The organism is Zooshikella sp. RANM57, assembly GCF_050749885.1.
GTDB lineage: Bacteria > Pseudomonadota > Gammaproteobacteria > Pseudomonadales > Zooshikellaceae > Zooshikella.
The window spans coordinates 609,928-628,288 of sequence record NZ_JBOIUB010000001.1 but is presented as its reverse complement, the minus strand read 5'-3'; the positions used below and the strand labels follow the sequence as shown (position 1 = coordinate 628,288).

16 protein-coding genes are annotated in these 18,361 nt (G+C 40.7%); 8 read left to right on the top strand and 8 right to left on the bottom strand.

Annotated elements, in window-relative coordinates; translation table 11 throughout:
* Positions 1-228 precede the first annotated feature (228 nt).
* The 3 genes from mreD to ACQ96U_RS02270 form a co-directional block, all read right to left on the bottom strand.
* Positions 229-717 carry a rod shape-determining protein MreD gene (gene mreD, locus ACQ96U_RS02280; protein ID WP_431719606.1) on the bottom strand — a complete coding sequence of 163 codons (489 nt, stop codon included), beginning with the start codon at positions 715-717 and terminating at the stop codon, positions 229-231.
* Positions 698-1,579, bottom strand: coding sequence for a rod shape-determining protein MreC (mreC, locus tag ACQ96U_RS02275; RefSeq protein WP_431720125.1), 882 nt, complete (start codon positions 1,577-1,579; stop codon positions 698-700). The genes mreD and mreC overlap by 20 nt, the downstream gene beginning before the upstream one ends.
* A gap of 196 nt (positions 1,580-1,775) precedes the next feature.
* Positions 1,776-2,813: a rod shape-determining protein gene (locus ACQ96U_RS02270; protein WP_215818246.1), complete on the bottom strand. Its 1,038-nt coding sequence runs from the start codon at positions 2,811-2,813 to the stop codon at positions 1,776-1,778.
* A 333-nt stretch (positions 2,814-3,146) separates the two neighbouring features.
* Here ACQ96U_RS02270 and gatC point away from each other — a divergent pair, with 333 nt between their 5' ends.
* The 3 genes from gatC to gatB all read left to right on the top strand — a co-directional run bounded on the left by gatC (position 3,147) and on the right by gatB (position 6,595).
* The gene (gene gatC, locus ACQ96U_RS02265) at positions 3,147-3,434 is read left to right on the top strand and encodes an Asp-tRNA(Asn)/Glu-tRNA(Gln) amidotransferase subunit GatC (protein WP_431719605.1); all 288 of its coding nucleotides are present in this window, start codon (positions 3,147-3,149) and stop codon (positions 3,432-3,434) included.
* Positions 3,435-3,656: 222 nt separating this feature from the next.
* Positions 3,657-5,111, top strand: coding sequence for an Asp-tRNA(Asn)/Glu-tRNA(Gln) amidotransferase subunit GatA (gene gatA, locus ACQ96U_RS02260; protein ID WP_431719604.1), 1,455 nt, complete (start codon positions 3,657-3,659; stop codon positions 5,109-5,111).
* 41 nt (positions 5,112-5,152) lie between these two features.
* Complete coding sequence (gene gatB / locus ACQ96U_RS02255; RefSeq protein ID WP_431719603.1) at positions 5,153-6,595, top strand: Asp-tRNA(Asn)/Glu-tRNA(Gln) amidotransferase subunit GatB; 1,443 nt, start codon at positions 5,153-5,155, stop codon at positions 6,593-6,595.
* A 116-nt stretch (positions 6,596-6,711) separates the two neighbouring features.
* Here gatB and ACQ96U_RS02250 read toward each other — a convergent pair whose 3' ends face one another.
* From ACQ96U_RS02250 to rimJ, 5 genes are all read right to left on the bottom strand, one after another.
* The gene (locus ACQ96U_RS02250) at positions 6,712-7,356 is read right to left on the bottom strand and encodes a hypothetical protein (RefSeq protein WP_431719602.1); all 645 of its coding nucleotides are present in this window, start codon (positions 7,354-7,356) and stop codon (positions 6,712-6,714) included.
* 316 nt (positions 7,357-7,672) lie between these two features.
* A complete protein-coding gene (locus tag ACQ96U_RS02245; protein ID WP_431719601.1) occupies positions 7,673-8,053 on the bottom strand; it encodes an STAS/SEC14 domain-containing protein in 381 nt (126 codons plus the stop codon).
* 59 nt (positions 8,054-8,112) lie between these two features.
* Positions 8,113-8,964, bottom strand: coding sequence for a substrate-binding periplasmic protein (locus tag ACQ96U_RS02240; protein WP_431719600.1), 852 nt, complete (start codon positions 8,962-8,964; stop codon positions 8,113-8,115).
* A 354-nt stretch (positions 8,965-9,318) separates the two neighbouring features.
* Positions 9,319-10,179 carry an amino acid ABC transporter substrate-binding protein gene (locus ACQ96U_RS02235; RefSeq protein WP_431719599.1) on the bottom strand — a complete coding sequence of 287 codons (861 nt, stop codon included), beginning with the start codon at positions 10,177-10,179 and terminating at the stop codon, positions 9,319-9,321.
* A gap of 63 nt (positions 10,180-10,242) precedes the next feature.
* A complete protein-coding gene (rimJ, locus tag ACQ96U_RS02230; protein WP_431719598.1) occupies positions 10,243-10,821 on the bottom strand; it encodes a ribosomal protein S5-alanine N-acetyltransferase in 579 nt (192 codons plus the stop codon).
* A 461-nt stretch (positions 10,822-11,282) separates the two neighbouring features.
* Between rimJ and ACQ96U_RS02225 the strand changes: the two genes are divergently transcribed.
* The 5 genes from ACQ96U_RS02225 to ACQ96U_RS02205 all read left to right on the top strand — a co-directional run bounded on the left by ACQ96U_RS02225 (position 11,283) and on the right by ACQ96U_RS02205 (position 18,305).
* Positions 11,283-11,984, top strand: coding sequence for a M50 family metallopeptidase (locus ACQ96U_RS02225; RefSeq protein WP_431719597.1), 702 nt, complete (start codon positions 11,283-11,285; stop codon positions 11,982-11,984).
* Between the two features lie 537 nt (positions 11,985-12,521).
* Entirely contained in the window at positions 12,522-15,119 is a 2,598-nt protein-coding gene (locus ACQ96U_RS02220; RefSeq protein WP_431719596.1) for a carbohydrate binding domain-containing protein, read from the top strand.
* A gap of 141 nt (positions 15,120-15,260) precedes the next feature.
* Positions 15,261-15,704 carry a lysozyme inhibitor LprI family protein gene (locus ACQ96U_RS02215; protein ID WP_431719595.1) on the top strand — a complete coding sequence of 148 codons (444 nt, stop codon included), beginning with the start codon at positions 15,261-15,263 and terminating at the stop codon, positions 15,702-15,704.
* Positions 15,705-15,965: 261 nt separating this feature from the next.
* A complete protein-coding gene (locus ACQ96U_RS02210; protein ID WP_431719594.1) occupies positions 15,966-16,307 on the top strand; it encodes a PilZ domain-containing protein in 342 nt (113 codons plus the stop codon).
* A 348-nt stretch (positions 16,308-16,655) separates the two neighbouring features.
* On the top strand, positions 16,656-18,305 hold the full coding sequence (locus ACQ96U_RS02205) for a trypsin-like peptidase domain-containing protein (RefSeq protein ID WP_431719593.1): 1,650 nt from the start codon (positions 16,656-16,658) through the stop codon (positions 18,303-18,305).
* Positions 18,306-18,361 lie beyond the last annotated feature (56 nt).

The following is an 18,361-nucleotide window of genomic DNA, read 5'->3' as shown; positions in this document are numbered from 1 at the left end:
CTCGCCAATACACCGCATACCCTGCCAACTAACAATTAATCCTATGAATATAGAAATAGGGCAAATGCTCAAGCACGAAGCGAGTAGACTATAGATTTAACGCGAAAGTAACGGAAAGAACAACTAACAATGTTCCCTCAAACAATACTCAACGTACTGTATAACTAGCCCTGGTATTGCTTATCCTTGCACGACAGGCAGATTGTGAGGGAACGCAGTTTAACAAGCCTAGGACACTTTATAGCGTCTTCTAATATCTCGAAGAATAATAAACAACCATGGCCACAACACAGCACTGACCACAGCAGGCATCATAAACAGTAAATTAGGCGGCATACGACCAACCACAGATCGAGCCCATAAACTAATCAACTGATAAATACCCACTAACACCAGAATAAAAAGTGACTGCTGTAATAAAGGAAAAACACGTATACGACGATGTAAACGTAATGCGACATATGCCACAACCACCATACCCAAAGCATTTTGCCCCAGCAACACCCCCTGCATAACATCAAGCAAGATACCCAGTGTCCAAGCCGTGATAATGCCAATGCGTTCTGGCAGTGCCATTCCCCAATAAATAACAACCATGGCTAACCACTCGGGCCGGCCAATAGCTAACCAGGAAGGCATGGGTAATAAACACAACACGTAGGCCATAAATAAAGTGGCCCAGATAATCCAAGAGCGATTAGCTTTCTGTAGCGTCACGTTGGTTTTCCTGTATAAACTCATCAGCTAGCGCTTGTGTTTGATGATGGGTAAACACCAACAACACATGTCGACTACGGTCTAACTTAGCAGCGGGCCTCACTTTTATCACGGCAAAGGGTTTACCAGGATCATGAACGACCGAAATCACTTCCCCCACAGGATAACCCACAGGAAATTTTTGCCCTAATCCAGAACTCACCAAAATATCACCTTGGCGAATGTCTGTAGTATCTGGCACATGTCTTAGTTCCAACTCATCCAGCTTACCTGTCCCCACCGCAATAGCACGCACACCATTACGATTTACCTGCACAGGAATACTATGGTGAGTATCGGTTATGAGCATAATTCGGCTGCTAAAAGGACTGACTGAGATAACCTGCCCCATCAATCCCTTAGCATCCAGCAGTGGCTGCCCAACATACACACCATCAAGCGAGCCTTTATTCACAATGACCTGATGGGTATAAGGATTAGGATCTATGCCCATGAGCTCAGCAATAAGCACTTTTTCATCAATGGAACGGGAAGAATTCAGTAGCTCACGAAGCCGAATATTTTGTGCAGTCAACGCCGCCAGTTTTTGCAACTTTCGTTCTAATATAAGATTTTTGGCTTCCAACCGTGCATTCTCTTCCAATAACTCAGCACGGGTTTGTAATGCATTATCCGCCATACCCCACATCCGTGCAGGAATATCCGCTACCCACTGAACGGGTGTCACTATCACTGTCAGCCAGGCACGTACGGTATCCAGATAATTATATTTGTGATCAACGACCATTGACGCCACTGAAAGCACAACACACAAAAACAGTCGTGCAGTCAAAGACCGCTGTTTAACAAATAACGACTTAATAGGTAAGACCTCTTAATGATCAAAAAGTCAACGGATAAAAGCCCAATACCTGATCGCCAGATATTGGGCAGTTAATTATGGTCTAGATGAGCAGCCAGATGCACAAACCTGACTCCATTCAAACATACTACTATCGTCTAGTTTTTACGGGGTAAATAGCACTGTCTATCCAGATACCCATAACGTAGGGTATAACTTACTCAGTTGAGAGCAGATCGATAGCATGCTTATCCATAATTTCGAGCGCTCGACCACCACCTCGTGCCACACAGGTCAGGGGATCTTCAGCAACCACCACTGGTAAACCAGTTTCTTCACTCAGCAGCTGGTCAAAACCACGCAATAATGCACCACCACCGGTCAGCACCATACCTCGTTCAGCAATATCCGATGCCAGTTCTGGTGGAGATTGTTCTAATGCACTTTTAACGGATTGCACAATGGCAGACAATGATTCTTGCAGCGCTTCCAGAATTTCATTGCTGTTTAAGGTGAAGCTACGTGGTACACCTTCGGCAAGATTACGACCACGGACGTCTATTTCTCGTAATTCTTCTGTTGGGTAAGCACAAGCGATTTCTTGTTTAATGCGTTCTGCCGTTGCATCACCAATGAGGCTGCCATAATTACGACGCACATAAGTCACAATAGCCTCATCAAAGCGATCCCCCCCAACCCGAACGGATTCAGAGTAAACAATACCGCTTAAGGAAATAATCGCAATTTCAGTGGTACCACCACCAATATCCACCACCATAGAGCCCCGCGCCTCTTCAACAGGCAAACCAGCACCAATCGCTGCTGCCATAGGCTCTTCAATCAAATACACTTCGCGAGCACCAGCGCCAAGCGCCGACTCACGAATCGCACGTCGTTCGACTTGCGTGGACTTGCAAGGCACACACACCAGCACTCTGGGGCTAGGTTGAATAAAGCTGTTCTCGTGTACCTTATTAATAAAGTGCTGAAGCATTTTTTCAGTCACATTAAAGTCAGCAATGACACCATCTTTAAGCGGCCGGATAGCCGTTATATTGCCAGGGGTCCGGCCAAGCATTCGTTTCGCATCCATCCCCACCGCAGCAACACTCTTTTGGTTACCATGATGACGAATCGCTACCACCGAAGGCTCATTCAGTACAATACCTTTATCGCGAACATAAATGAGGGTATTGGCGGTCCCCAGGTCTATCGACAGGTCACTGGAAAAAAATCCCCGTAATTTTTTTAGCATGCGTCGCTATCTTCCCAACAAAAAAACTAAAACCAATGCTGCCGAACTCTAACAACGGCAGCAAGTTTGAGCAAGTTCAATACACATTCATCGAGGTATAGACATTTTTCGGCTTGAGATTATGTATTAATACCCCTAAATTAAACTGCTTATATCATTCGCTGTGGCATATAAGAGAGTGGATGAGTTATTCACCGAATAGGCTCACACACTCATAAATCATGTAATAACTATATATTCAAATTTCGTACTGTATCTGTATGCTTTTCACTTTAGCCTGCAGGCATAATTGTCTATGATACGCAATTCTCAACCTATTTTGTGGAGATACTCATGGCGCTTGACCGCTCAGATGTGGAAGGTATTGCCCACTTGGCTCGCATCGCGATCAATGAACAAGACATTGAAAACACCACCGCTACCCTTAAAGACATTTTACACATGGTTGATCAAATGCAGGCTGTCAATACTGACAATATCGAGCCTTTAGCCCACCCGCTTGAGCTTGTTCAGCGCTTGCGTACTGATGAGGTAACTGAAACAAACCAACGAGACCACTTTCAACAGCTGGCCCCTCAAACTGAAAATGGGCTATACCTGGTGCCTAAAGTGATCGAGTAAAGCGTTATCGAATAACCGAAACCAATATGTTTTAACATTACCGCAAAGTAATTACCGCTACACCAAAGATAGATAAACCATCACTTTTTTTCATCTAGCTGTTACATACCCTACTCGTTGGGTAATTTATAGAGTGAAATACGGCACTCACCATCACTCAATGAGCTACTGCTAAAAGCAGCTACTGATCAAAGGCTAATGGTTCAACAGGATATTGCTGCAATGCACGAACTGACAATCGCTGAGCTGGTTCAAGGTCTGGCTGATAAAAAATTCTCCAGCGTCGAACTTACGCAACACTATATCTCCAGAATTAATCAACTTGACAAAAAATACAACAGTTTTATTACGGTTAACGAAGATGAGGCCCTAAATCAAGCCAAACAGGCTGATCAGCTCAGAGCGAATGGTCAAGCGAATCAATTTGCAGGTATCCCCATTGCCCATAAAGATATTTTCTGCACCAAGGGTATAAAAACAACCTGTGGTTCAAAAATGCTGGCTAACTTTATTGCGCCTTATGAGTCGACCGTCACAGAAAAGTTCAGTCAAGCTCACTTTATTACCCTGGGTAAAACCAATATGGATGAATTTGCCATGGGTTCATCCAACGAAACCAGCCACTTTGGCTCAGTTTGTAACCCCTGGGATACCAAACGTGTACCTGGAGGCTCATCCGGTGGTTCCGCTGCAGCAGTAGCAGCACAACTTACTCCCGCTGCGACAGGAACCGATACGGGTGGCTCAATTCGCCAGCCAGCAGCACTGTGTGGAATTACGGGCATTAAGCCTACTTATGGGCGTATCTCTCGCTGGGGAATGATTGCCTTTGCCTCTAGTTTAGACCAGGCTGGTCCAATGACGCGTACCGCAGAAGATGCCGCACTGCTGCTTAATGTGATGTCTGGTTTTGATAGCAAGGACTCAACCTGTGTTGATCAACCCATACCAGATTATACCGCATCACTCAATCAGCCTCTGACCGGTCTAACCATTGGCTTACCCAAGGAATATTTTTCTGCAGGTATTGATAGCAACGTCAGCACAGCTATTCATGCAGCACTTGATGTCTACCGGCAGTTAGGTGCCACCATTAAAGAAGTCAGTTTACCGCATACAGAATTATCTTTACCGGCTTATTATGTCATCGCGCCTGCAGAAGCTTCCTCTAACTTATCACGCTTTGATGGCGTTCGTTATGGCTACCGCTGTGAAAGCCCAGAAAATCTGGAAGATCTTTATAAACGCAGCCGAGGTGAAGGATTTGGCGCAGAAGTCAAACGTCGTATTCTGGTAGGAACTTATGCATTATCAGCTGGCTATTACGATGCTTACTACATCAAAGCTCAAAAAATCCGTCGTCTGGTAAAGCAAGACTTTACGAATGTATTTAATGACGTAGATGTCATTATGAGCCCAACGGCCCCAACTACAGCCTTTACCATTGGCGAAAAAATGGATGATCCCGTTGCTATGTATGCCTCAGACATTAATACCATCGCCGTGAACCTGGCCGGTTTACCCGCCATGTCAGTTCCCGCAGGTTTAGTAGATGGCTTACCTGTAGGTCTGCAACTGATTGGTAACTACTTTGCTGAAGCCAAGCTGCTCCAAGTTGCCCATCAATTCCAACAGGCCACCGATTGGCACCGCCAACGCCCAGTAACACTGGACTAATCCAACAAGGTAAACAGGTTTAACACGAGGTTATAGCAATCATGCAATGGGAAGCGGTTATTGGGTTGGAAGTTCACGTACAGCTTGCAACTAAATCAAAAATTTTCTCTGGTGCCAGCACAGCGTTTGGTGCTGAACCAAACACGCAGGCCTGCGCGGTGGATTTGGGCCTGCCTGGTGTATTGCCTGTACTCAACGCTGAAGCGGTGCGTATGGCAGTGATGTTTGGCTTGGGTATCCATGCACACATTAATCAAACCAATATATTTGCTCGTAAAAACTACTTTTATCCAGACCTCCCCAAAGGCTACCAAACCAGCCAAATGGATTTGCCTATTGTCGGTAAAGGCTATGTGGATATTCCTTTAGAAAATGGTGAAATGAAGCGCATTGGGGTCACTCGGGCTCACCTGGAAGAAGATGCAGGTAAATCACTCCATGAAGATTTTCATGGTATGACCGGCATTGACCTCAACCGTGCAGGCACACCGTTGTTGGAAATTGTGTCTGAACCAGAGCTATGTTCAGCGAAAGAAGCTGTGGCTTACTTGAAGTATATCCATGGCCTGATTCGTTACTTAGGCATTTCTGATGGCAACATGGCTCAAGGCTCTATGCGCTGTGATGCCAACGTATCCATTCGCCCCAAAGGCGAAACCACCCTCGGTACCCGTGCCGAAATTAAAAACGTCAACTCTTTCCGCTTTATTGAAAAAGCCATTAACTATGAAATTGAGCGGCAAATTGATGTGTTGGAAGCAGGCGGAAAAGTAGTTCAGGAAACACGTCTTTATGACTCCGAGCGTGATGAAACGCGTTCCATGCGTGGCAAAGAAGAAGCCAATGATTACCGCTACTTCCCCTGCCCAGACTTGTTACCCGTTGTCATTAGCGATGAGGATTTGCGATCAATAAAAGCGGCATTACCAGAACTGCCTGAACAAAAACGCCAGCGTTTTATGGATATGTTTAAACTAAGCGAGTATGACGCAACAATCCTATCGGAAGAGCGGGAGACTGCGGAATATTTTGAACAAGTAGCAACGCAGTGTGGCGACGCCAAACTGGCAGCAAACTGGATGATGGGTGAATTAGCGGCAAGGCTGAACAAAAACAATTTGGAAATTACTGAAAGCCCAGTACCTGCTGATCGCCTAGCACAATTGCTCAGCCGTTTAAAAGATCAGACCATCAATGGCAAAGGGGCGAAAACAGCATTTGAAGCTTTATGGGAAGGTGCAGATGATGTTGATGCAATAATCGAAGCAAAAGGATTAAAACAAGTCACCGATACCAACGCCATTGCCGCTATCATTGATGACATTATTGCTAAGCATCCTGATCAAGTTGAACAGTATAAAGCTGCTGATGATGTCAAACGGAAAAAAATGATTGGCTTTTTTGTGGGGCAAGTAATGAAAGCCTCTAAAGGCAGTGCAAACCCAGGTCAGGTGAATCAGCTTTTACAGCAAAAACTTTCTTAACCAGAAAGTTCGGATTAAACCGACTTTAAAGCCTGCCAATAAGCAAAAAAAAAAGAGATACCATAAAAGGTATCTCTTTTTTTTCATCACTAGAAAAAGTGTTTTTTAACGATGGCCTATATTCGTTCAACGGAATAAATAGCACCAGAGGCTTTCATTGCCTGCAACTTGCTGATATCAATATAAAAGGGTTCACTATCATAGTAAGCATCATCTAATGCTTTATGACTACGAATATCCTTTCTTACCCCCGATGCTTTGTTATAAGCCATTTTACTAATTTTAAGCTCCATTTGTGTCGAGGATAAGTGATCTACTCTCATCACACCATACTTATAAGTTGTATCAGCATCTTCAAAGATTTTTGTGAAATTAACAATATAAAGATCATTGACTGCTGGCTGTTCAATCATCGAAGTTTCTTTAACATCAGATTGATGTGAAGCGTAAACTCCAAATAAAGCAATACACGCAATGATGATTAAACCAGCAAAGAATGGAAGGGTATTTTTTTTAGTAAAAACGTGAGATTTAATTTCTTTCGCCAGATCCTTAGGGATCTCTTTATCAACGAATGCACCTTTGCAGTGCGTGCACTCAATACCGACCTGTTTCGAAGTGACGAGTGTGGGAATCCAGTACAAATGAAAGTAACGCAAAACACCAAAAGTAATAAATTCGTCTTTACCACAGGAAGGACATTCAATGCCCTGAATAACTTGGCCTGCTACCGTCTTTCCTCTTGTACCAAATATAATCATACTTCCTCCACAACGACTACTTATGAGATAAGCAACCCTGATTACTGGGTTGGCAAGCCAAATACACGTTTTTATAAAGAACGATGTCTAGTCTATTCTGACAAGCATAAAGGTGCGCAGATAATAATACAGACACTCATAAATTAAAACAAAATTATTGTTTTTAATTGACCAACATCAGCTATATTAATCCACTATATAGCCAGTGCGTTTTTATGAAGAGAATTTAATGAGAAAAAATAATAAGATTAAACGAAGTGATCTAAACCCAACCGTAGTCATTTATTTTTGGAGTTAATACAACAAGTAACTCAAATTATTTATTTAACCAATCTATCGCATCATTTTTATTTTCAAAATACTGTACTTCACCGGTTACAAACCAAGAACCTATTTTAGCCGCCGTCTTTTGCCAGTTTTTATTACCATAAATAGCCACCTTCTCAAACTCATTTCTATGTTTTAAACCAAGCTTCAAATCATCCCACATTGCTCTAGGCTCAAAGCCTTCCAGCTCAGTAGTATCTATAACCGCTTTTATTTTTGCATCTTTGGCATCAGCCAGTGCAGAATCAAGCTCAGGGTTAAATTTTTCATAGTCGTCATGTGTCAGCTTTCCAGTCGCTTTAAGTGATAGGTAAGCGTTCTCATCATAAGTGACTCTATTAATGGATATACCATGATCATCGTGGTTCATATTATGACTACCTTCTAATGCTTGATAAACAGTTCCCCCCTTAAAAGAATCCTTTCTATTTAAGGCTTAAACCATAGTCGCTCGTCATCCACAGGCGTTTCAGGCGGCAACATAGGATTCGTTATTTTAATAATACGCCGATTTGCAATATTTGCTTTACTCACCGCATCGCCACTGTACTTATTAAAAATATCATCAAACGAGCCATCCGCCATCATGGTATCTAGCCCTTCACGTAAACGATCTGCAAGTTGAGTGTCATTTTGATTTGTAAAAAAATAGTATGGCCATGGATAAACGATTAAGAGTTTTTGCTCAATCGCAATATTTTTATTTTCATCTTTCCTAGCCTCATACTCAGCAAAAGCTTCATTAATGCCACGGGGAAACAAGTCAAAGCGATCAGCATTAAGCATTTTAAATAAAGACTCATAACTCGCTGTTCGCACTTTTATGTTATTTGCCTCATAGATAACAACATCCCCCCAGCCCGTACCTTGGCCTATCGTTACTTTTTGCAAATCAGCAAGGGTATTCAATTGGTCAATTTTTGCTTGATTACTTTTATTAATTAACGAAACCCGATAACCTAAAATACCTTTACGTAGAGGAATCCGTATAGGTAATAACTCACGCTCTTTATCTGGAGATGTTGAAGACCAGATAACGTTGACACTTCCTCCTTTTTTAAGCTCTTCAATATAACGAATTTCCCTCATGACCGTTTTATAGGGCATTAACTCAAAACCACCATACTTGTCTTCGGTCTTTTTGAGCGCCATTTCCAGAATCTCAATTAAATCTGAAAAGCGCGTATCATTTTCTGACTCTGGCGGAGGATATACAACCTTTACTGCTGCTAAACTTGGTAGAGAAAAAATTAAAAAGCAAATTGTTAATAATCGCCTCATAGTGTATACAACCTCCCAATTTACTACTAAGCACATATATACCCTGAACACTAATATTCCCCAGTATATACCCTTCACGAATCATTTTTAGGGTTTGTTGTCTGCGATCTTCACCCCAGTCACTTATTAATATAACCGCCCAGCAGCGCTGTTATATCAATTAAAGTCGCTACCGCAAGTTTCACAGTAGTAAACTTGCCCTGGGGCTTCATCACTTGACGGCCGCACCCTTGTGCCCTAGGGGTATAAAAACCCTTCGTTATGGGTATAGAATAGTAAACTTAAACAATGTCAGTATTGTAGTGTTCAGGTAAAGATAATATTAGCCTGCAATCCACTCTTTACGAAGTCGTATCACCTTAAAAACCAAAGAGAAGGGTCATCTAGGGGCGTCTGCTTAGGTAAAAGCGGATTTTCAATATGGATGACGTGCCTTTTCAGCAAGTTTGCTTGCTCAATGGCAGCCTGGTGATATTGATGAAAAATTTGATCAAATGATCCATTTTTAATCATCATTCGTAGCCCATTTTCAATCCGTTCTGCCAGGCGATTATCTGCTTTATTCGTAAAAAAGTAATATGGCCAGGGATATACAATCAAAAATTTTTGCTCAACAACAAGATTTGGATAACTGGTCTTGAAGCGTTGGTATTCATCAAAGACTTCATTGACACCTCGTGGAAAAAGATCAAAGCGTCCAGCATTCAACATTCTAAACAATAATTCATATCGAGCCGTACGTACTTTAATATCATTCTTTTTATAGACAGCTATATCTCCCCAGCCGATACCCTGCCCCACTTCAATCAAACGTAACGCTTCAATAGTTTTTATTTTTTCAATCTTTGATTGATTATTCTTATTAATTAATGAAATTCTGTAACCTAATAAACCTTTACGTAAAGGAATCCTTATGGGACGTAAGGTTTTTTCTTTCTCAACCGAAGTTGAACTCCAGATAACATTCAGGCCTATGCCACTCTTTAAACGCTCAATATAACGGCCTTCGCTTATTATATCTTTATCAGCAACCAGCTCATACTCACCATATTCAGGCACAGTGACTTCCAACGACTGCTGTAAAAGTGAGATTAAGTCTTTATAGCGTACATCATCTTTAGCTACAACAGGATAGATCACTGTAATCGCCATAGCCTGATGTGAAAATACCCACAGCAATATACAATAAATTAAAAAACGAATACTCTTTTTCATAAATATGGATAGACAAATAAATTTCTCTATCCATTAACTATATACCTTTAACTTATCTTTTCACTAAACGGTATTCTCTGGGCAAGGTATCCCCCACTGATCATTAACCTTTGCGGTTAAAATATGATCGCGCCACTGCCCATTAATGTTCAAATAAGCCTTTGCATAACCTTCTTTTTCAAAGCCAAGACGTTGCAAAAGACGTCCACTTCGCTCATTCTCTGGAATATAATTCGCCATAATTCGATGCAGCTTATGTTCTTTAAACATATATTCAATGGTATTGGATAACACCTTAAACATCAGTCCCTGCCCTTGATAACGATAATCCACAGAGTAACCTAAGTGGCATGCCTGAAAGGCACCTCGGACGATATTACTATAATTACAAACGGCCAAAATCCGTTTACGTTCCGCATCAAATACTGACCAGTATACGCCACGATCCGCCTGATAAAGAGCCAAAAACAACTGAAGACGGTTTTTCCAAGCCTGTAAGGTATGATAACGACTCTCCCGGATAGGCTCCCACTGAACCAAATGATCGGTATTATCCAGATAATACTGTTGAATAATACTTGCTTCACTCGGCTCAGGAAGCGTTATGATTAAACCATCCATAGTAAGGTAAGGTACTGGCATCGTCGTCACTCCATTATACTGCTTTTGTTTATTTTCTATGCTAATTAATTTTATACCAAGTATACTGAAGTTTAATTTGTGAACTCAACTAATAAATGCAAGACACTTTTAACAATGACTTTACTGCTACTCCCTTGCTTACCGTATTTTAACTTATTATTAATCTTTCTTTAATGTCATCATAAATTGATAGCTTAATTTTCTTTTCTAATTAAGTTTAATTTCTAAGTTACCTTTATTTTCCTACTTAGTAATATTCTCCTAATACATAACTTTCTTTAACTATTCATGCTATTGACACCCAGCACACATCAATTCAAACGTTTGTTTACCCTTCAATTTGACATAACTACTAAGCACTCGAATAATTTTGATATATTACTTTACAGATGGTATTAGCATTCTTTGCAGGGTAAAAAACAATCAATTAACTATTGTCATCATAGGATAATGATCAAAAAGTGAACTCAACCACCTCCTCAGCACCAATGTCCACCTCATCCATATGGACCGCCAGACTCGCCAGTTTAGTCATCATAGCGGGATTATTTATTGGTTGGAACAGCCTATGGATTTACCCTTTCCAAATGTTAACGGTCTTTTTCCATGAACTTTCCCATGCCATTGCTGCACTCTTAACGGGTGGTGAAGTGCTTGAGTTTTTTCTTGATCCTCGTCAAGGAGGCCATGTCATTCATCGGGGAGGTAATTTGATTATCACCGCGACCGCAGGTTATCTTGGCTCTTTAATCTGGGGAGTAGTATTGTTTTGGGCTGCCCATTTATCACGCTTTGATAAAGTGATTAATGGTTTTCTTGCTTTGATTATTTTGATTGTTCCTTGGTTGCTGAAGGGACAAGGGTTTGCATTAATATTTTGCTCTATTTTTGGAATCTGTTTATTAATTACCAGTATTAAAGCTTCCCAATGGATTAATGATTTTTTGCTCAGACTAATTGGACTTTCGTGTGTATTATATGTACCTGGTGATATTTACAGTGATACCATTGCACGTAGTGGTACCATCATTTCAGATGCGACACATATTGCAGAGCTGCTGGGAGGCAGTACTATGCTTTGGGGAGTAATTTGGTTAGTGATATCGCTTGTCATACTACTCATTATGTTTATTCAACTATGGAAATCACCTGGCGCTAATTAAAAATACGTTTACCCTTCGTATAGATTTACATCGAAGGGTACACAGTACTCATTTATATCTTCTACTTGATACCATTCTCTCAATCCACAGTAGCAATCAAATATATTGATTTGTGTAGCACCACATCTATTGTGTTAATTTGCTCTTTTATTTAAAATTTTTCTTTAACTTCAAAAAAACACACCATTATTTGTGTATTCAATCGCGTCTTACCTCGTTATTTTAATTTAAAGTAATGGATATTGTGATCTGTAAAAGCCTGTTACACTTCAAATCCATCATCGATAAATTTTGGTAGTGTATAAAACGAGGCTTCAAGTGTGGTTACTTGTGGCACAGTAGGAGGTGCAACAGAAACTTACTTTTTATTCATGTAGTTTCTGTCGTTCATCATTTAACGGACTCATAGACACAGTTCAATAAAACTGTAAATCAGATCATAACTTTGTATCACAAAAAACGTTAAGTGCTTCTAGATATATAAACTGCATTAGGCATTTTTTCGTACATCACAATTTATAAGCTGAAGAGTCCACTATGAAGAAATCGTTATCTCAAAAAAAATCTGTAATACCATTAGTTCCATTACTTTTAACAACAGCAATTCAAGCCCCTATTGCATTAGGAAACAATTCTTCGTCACAGGCTATAGCCCCTACAGAATTATTTTCCAATGAAAATAATGTTTCCTCAACCGCAGCTTATACCCATAATATTCACAGCTCTTTCGTTAAACATGCCGATTATTTTCGCGAAGCTAATCTAAAACTAAAACAAAGTAATGGCAAGTACTATTTCCCTGAACAAATCACACTTAATTTATTTTCGGGAGAAGCATTTGACTTGCGGGTTGTCAACCGTGAAACCACTAATGGTTCTCTTGAAGTCATTTATGGTCAGGTTTTCGATAGTGCTTTTAGCCATCTGGAAAACTATAGCAATGCCATTATTACCTTGAACCATTTAACAGGAAAAATAACTGGTATTATTGAAAATGAGTTAGGCACCTATCTCATTCAACCACAAGAAAATGGTCGTTACCTGCTTATAAAACAAAAGCAGCCTGAACATTTTGACGAAGTATTACCTCCTACCAGTCAGTCCGCGCTGTTTTCAACAGCAGAAGCCAAAGAAGCGAAAGGTGAAAAAGATAAAAACGGTAATATTGTTATTGACGTTTTTCTAGGTTTCTCAGACTCTGCAGCCAAAGAAGTGGGAGATATACAGGCCACAGCCACCACTTATGTAGCCTCAGTGAATAATGGTCTGAAAAACTCTGGCATTAACAATATCAAGCTACGTCTTGTTGGTACGGGTGTAACTAATCATAATTTGGGTATTATTCCTGACGTACTTGGCAAAGTAGAAGAGTGGTTTAAAGCAGACATTGATAAGTTGGCTCCAGACTTAGTGGGTGTTGTTCAAACCCCAACGGATGCACCAAAAAGTGCTGCGGGATGGGCTGGTGTAACGGGCTATACACAAGTGGTTGGTGCACCTTGGCCAAACGCTTGGCGTCATGAAGTGGGTCATAATGTGGGAGGCTTACATTGTAGCAAAGATGGTGGCGCTCAGTGGAAATATGCTTATGGCTTTGACAACGGCAAATCACGCACTCATATGTGTGGTAACTCATCTAATTTTTACTCTACCCCACTGGTTAAAGATGCAAATGGCTTAGCATTAGGCGATACCGAAACCGCTGACATGGTTAAACTGTGGAAAGAGCGCGCAGCGATTATGTCCGAACATCGCACACATACTGTACCTTTCCCTGATGAAGATCCCGATGGTGATAAACCTGGTGATGGTGATAAACCTGGTGATGGTGATAAACCTGGTGATGGTGATAAACCTGGTGATGGTGATAAACCTGGTGACGGTGATAAACCTGGTGATGGTGATAAACCTGGTGACGGTGATAAACCAGGTGATGGCGATAAACCTGGTGACGGTGATAAACCCGGTGACGGTGATAAACCTGATGACGGCGATAAACCTGATGACGGCGATAAACCTGATGACGGTGATAAACCTGATGACGGTGATGGCGATACTCCAACAACAACCTGTCCCAAGCCTGATTTATTAAAAGACAACATCATCCAACATCCTGATTTTAACCAGCTCACACAATGGCGAGCTTATTACACATCAGATGTAAAACTTGAACAAAAATCTGAAACCAAGGACTGTGGTACTGATTACAAAGTCAATATCACAGGCCGTAATAGTTACTACGACGGTGTTATTCAGAAAATACAAACTCCACTGAAAAAAGATACTACCTACCATTTCAGTGCTAATTTCCAGCTTGCTGCCGACCAGGAAAAAGACTTTGGTTTAGCCGCTTTAGCACTTAAGAGTGAGTTAGGCATTTTCTACTATCAGTACTTAGCGATCGATCAAATAGATCAAACTGAGAAAAAACTCAGTGGTGACTTCCAATTAAATGCTCTGGGTGAAATAAAAGCAGCTCATTTATTGCTCTTTGGACCAAAAGGTAAAAAGTCACTCATAATTGATGAAGTAAAAATAAGTGAAAAAGATAATAACGTGCCAGATCCAAATATCGTTTTCGAACACAGTTTTGAAACAGATACTCAAGGATGGCAAGCCGCTTGGAAAATGGGCACATTAAGCCAAAGCCAAGACCGTAGTAAAGATGGTCAGTTTAGTTTACATATCAATGAACGAGACCATTGGTATGCTGGCGGTCTTCTCGCAGGGACTGAGCTTATTGAAGCTAACCAGGCTTATACACTCTCATTATCTGCCAGCTTAGGAAAAGACGTTAAAGAGGCTCAAAAGCTGGATATTCAAATATTTTATGTAGATGATGAAGGCTACCACTGGCAACGTGTTAATACCAGTAAAATACCTGTAGGTGATGCTTGGTTTGATATTGCCACTGACTTTGCCATTAAGCCAGAGGGTACACTAAAACGTGCTGATTTGTATGTCTTTGGTCCAGAGCCTGGTACCGATTTCTATATTGATGCCGTGAAACTGGTTAAAACAGATAAAGACCCTGGTGGTGATGACACGCCAGATGACGGTGATACACCATCCGACGGTGATTCTGATAATGGAGATACACCTGATGATGGCACAACACCTAGCGATGATAAATAACCCAAATACTTTTGCTCTTGAGTGAAAGCTATCAGTAAAAATCGTCAAGAGGTACTCAGTTACCTCTTGACGTATTTTTACAATGTATCCTTCACTATCAGCATATTTAAAAACTAGTCTTTACGCTATATGGCTTTTTTAATGAAAAATAATGTCTGCAAATTTACCTTATTGTTTTCACTGGTCTCCCTAAGCCTAATGACTAATGCAGGCTCTTCTTCTCTCTATACTTATACCCCACAATTTGACCAATGCATGCAACAATCAAATTATGCACCAGAACGTGAACTTCAATGCATTGATCGAGAATATTTTTACCAAGATGGTCAAATGACAGAAATCTATAAATATCTTTTTAGAACACAACCTTATAATGTACGCAAAGCATTAAAGCGATCACAAAGCTTATGGTTAAAATTTCGTACCTATCACTGCTTAGTGTTTAAAGCGCGGGATGGCCATTCACTGCCAAATAGAGACTTAGCCGCAAAACTGGCAATACGTCGTTGTGAACTAAAAATGACTGTCACTCGATCAAATGAACTGGCTGAAATCTCTCCAAATAAAACAATTAATATCCGTTAATGTAACTAATAATCACTAATGATCTTTATTACACAGCTTATTGAGCGAGCATCTCTAAATTTATACCTACCATTTTCGTAGTACTCACCTGATAAGACAATCAATAACAACAACCGTTGTTTTAAAAGCGTTCGCAGAGCTGTCAAAGTAAGCACTAAGGATAGTACACACAAAAATCATTCGTGAAAGGTATATTCAAAATTCATCTCTTGTTCAACCGATCTATACTTACTCTTAATTCATTATGGAGGTTTATTTTGAATGTCCGAAGAACATGGTATTGAACAACGCCGGCACCCCCGAAGAGCGGTAAAATGGAAAGCGCTTATTCGCAATAAAGCTAAAGAAGTCACGGTAGGACGAACGATAAACGTTTCTGTAAGTGGAGCACTTATTGAAGTTCCACAAAAGTTCAGTATGAATGAAACAGTCGATATACAAATCCAGGCCAACTACCTTGGTAAAATTGTAAAAATCCTCACTCGCGCCTATGTTCGTCACACTGTCGTTAGAACCTCTGACTTTCAAATAGGTATTGAGTTTAATGGCCTAAAACCTGAAATGGAGCAGTTCTTATCTGACTTTACTTCTGGCATGATTTAATATGTATTTTTTTTCGTTTAAATTATGTATAACCTTTCTTTAGTTAACGTATTTTCTGCACGATGCATTATACATAATAATTCAGCAGTACTTCATCTTATACATATGATATTATTAATGTTTTTCAAAAAATGTAGCATAAATGCATATAAGTATGAACAAGTTTACATAGTTAAACATCCTTCCTCGTTATAGTCTCATCACGCATATGCCTTTGGCAAAGTTTATTCCTTTGTTAATGGTATCAACAAGCCTGTATTTTACCTTTTTAGGTAAAATACAGCAGAAATAAATAATTAAAAACACATACCCTCAAATAAAGGGTATAAAGAAGATACGAGCCGTATAATGAAATACTCATCCTTGCTATTGATTGCGTCATTAGCATCAAGCTGTGTGCTAATGAACAGTTATGCCGATAATCTCCATCAAACTGAAACACTCAAACCCATTAAAATTGCGGATAAAATTGACTCAAACTTATCATTAAGCCCAAAACAAGGATTTGATTCTAATTCCACTTTCACCGTTTCAGAACCTGGTGCCAGTTACATTAAAGTTCACTTCGCAGAATTTAATATTCCTGATGGTGCCGTGGTTGAAGTTCGAAGTCCAAATGGATCTGAACGATACCGTTACAGCAATGCTAAACGTGATGGTTTTACCTACGACCCAGAGCTGGGTGAAAATGGAAAATCATCGTGGGCCAGTATGTCAATCTCTGGCGATACAGCTATTATTCAGCTCATAATGCCTGAAAACCTAAAAGCATCGAATGCATGGGATGATACCAAACATAAAATTAAAATCGGCCACTATATGCGCGGCTTCCCCGAAAACGTTATTGAAAACTTAATGACGCAGGAGTTTTCAACCTGTGGAGGTAACGAGCGTAAAGATGCTGTGTGTTATAAAGACTCTCACCCTACTGAGTTTGCTCATAGTCGCCCTATAGCACGACTGGTGATGCGCGGCAGTTTATGTACAGCATGGCGGGTAGGGCCTGACAACAAGATGTTTACCAATAACCACTGTATTAGTACGCAGTCATCAACAACAACATCAGAAGTCTGGTTCAATTACCAGCGCAGCAGTTGTGGCGGCAGCAAACCCAATAACATAACCAAAGTTGCTGCAGATAAAATGCTCACAACCAGTCGTAGCAGCAGTCTCGACTATACCCTCTTTACTGTAAAAGATTTTAGCAAAATAGCTTCTTTCGGTTATTTAGGACTTGACCCCAGAGATGCGGAAAAAGGCGAACCTATTTACATTCCACAACATGGTTCAGGTAACCCCAAAGAACTTGCGATTGAAAGTGATTCAAATGACGGCAACCGTTGTCAAATTGATGCCCCCAATAGCAGTAGTAAAAACCTTGGCTATTATTGCGACACCATCGGCGGTAGCTCTGGATCTCCCGTTATTGCCAGTAACACAAATAAAGTCATCGGTTTACACCACTGGGGTGGTTGTCCCAATGGCCCAAACCAAGCAGCACGAATCAAAGACATCTGGCCTGAAGTAGCACAATACTTCAATAACAAAGTACCAGGCAGCAGCCCAAATGGTGATGACGACCCAGGTAAACCAGACACACCCGATAACCCAGATGATCCTAACAAGCCTAATTACTCACCGTTAATGAACAAGTTAAATGCTTGTTTAGGCTCTAAATCAAGCAAAGTCACAGCCTCCCAATGTGACAACAGCAAAGCTCAACAATGGCATATAGACAGTAAAGGGTTAATGCACCCCGCAGATGCACCCAACAAATGTCTCCAGTTACCTTCTTGGTATAAAGGCACTAACCGTGCTGTGGTTGGTAGCTGTAACGAAGATAAACTTGATATGCGCTGGGTAATGGAAAACGGCAGAATTCACAATGTGGCTTACCCAACACTTTACCTTAACCATTTTAAAGCCTACGGCGAATGGATTGGTGTTTGGACACAAAAAGAAGATGATAAAAACGAGCAGCTTTGGCAGTGGAAATAGTCTGCAATTGATGACTACCCAATGTTGATGTGAAATTCACTAATAAAAAATTGAAA

Excerpts from the sequence above, each read along its gene's own strand:
- ACQ96U_RS02270 (WP_215818246.1), bottom strand. The coding sequence starts at position 2,813 with ATGCTAAAAAAATTACGGGGATTTTTTTCCAGTGACCTGTCGATAGAC.
- gatC (WP_431719605.1), top strand. The coding sequence starts at position 3,147 with ATGGCGCTTGACCGCTCAGATGTGGAAGGTATTGCCCACTTGGCTCGC.
- gatA (WP_431719604.1), top strand. The coding sequence starts at position 3,657 with ATGCACGAACTGACAATCGCTGAGCTGGTTCAAGGTCTGGCTGATAAA.
- gatB (WP_431719603.1), top strand. The coding sequence starts at position 5,153 with ATGCAATGGGAAGCGGTTATTGGGTTGGAAGTTCACGTACAGCTTGCA.
- ACQ96U_RS02250 (WP_431719602.1), bottom strand. The coding sequence starts at position 7,356 with ATGATTATATTTGGTACAAGAGGAAAGACGGTAGCAGGCCAAGTTATT.
- ACQ96U_RS02245 (WP_431719601.1), bottom strand. The coding sequence starts at position 8,053 with ATGAACCACGATGATCATGGTATATCCATTAATAGAGTCACTTATGAT.
- ACQ96U_RS02240 (WP_431719600.1), bottom strand. The coding sequence starts at position 8,964 with ATGAGGCGATTATTAACAATTTGCTTTTTAATTTTTTCTCTACCAAGT.
- ACQ96U_RS02235 (WP_431719599.1), bottom strand. The coding sequence starts at position 10,179 with ATGAAAAAGAGTATTCGTTTTTTAATTTATTGTATATTGCTGTGGGTA.
- rimJ (WP_431719598.1), bottom strand. The coding sequence starts at position 10,821 with ATGCCAGTACCTTACCTTACTATGGATGGTTTAATCATAACGCTTCCT.
- ACQ96U_RS02220 (WP_431719596.1), top strand. The coding sequence starts at position 12,522 with ATGAAGAAATCGTTATCTCAAAAAAAATCTGTAATACCATTAGTTCCA.
- ACQ96U_RS02215 (WP_431719595.1), top strand. The coding sequence starts at position 15,261 with ATGAAAAATAATGTCTGCAAATTTACCTTATTGTTTTCACTGGTCTCC.
- ACQ96U_RS02210 (WP_431719594.1), top strand. The coding sequence starts at position 15,966 with ATGTCCGAAGAACATGGTATTGAACAACGCCGGCACCCCCGAAGAGCG.
- ACQ96U_RS02205 (WP_431719593.1), top strand. The coding sequence starts at position 16,656 with ATGAAATACTCATCCTTGCTATTGATTGCGTCATTAGCATCAAGCTGT.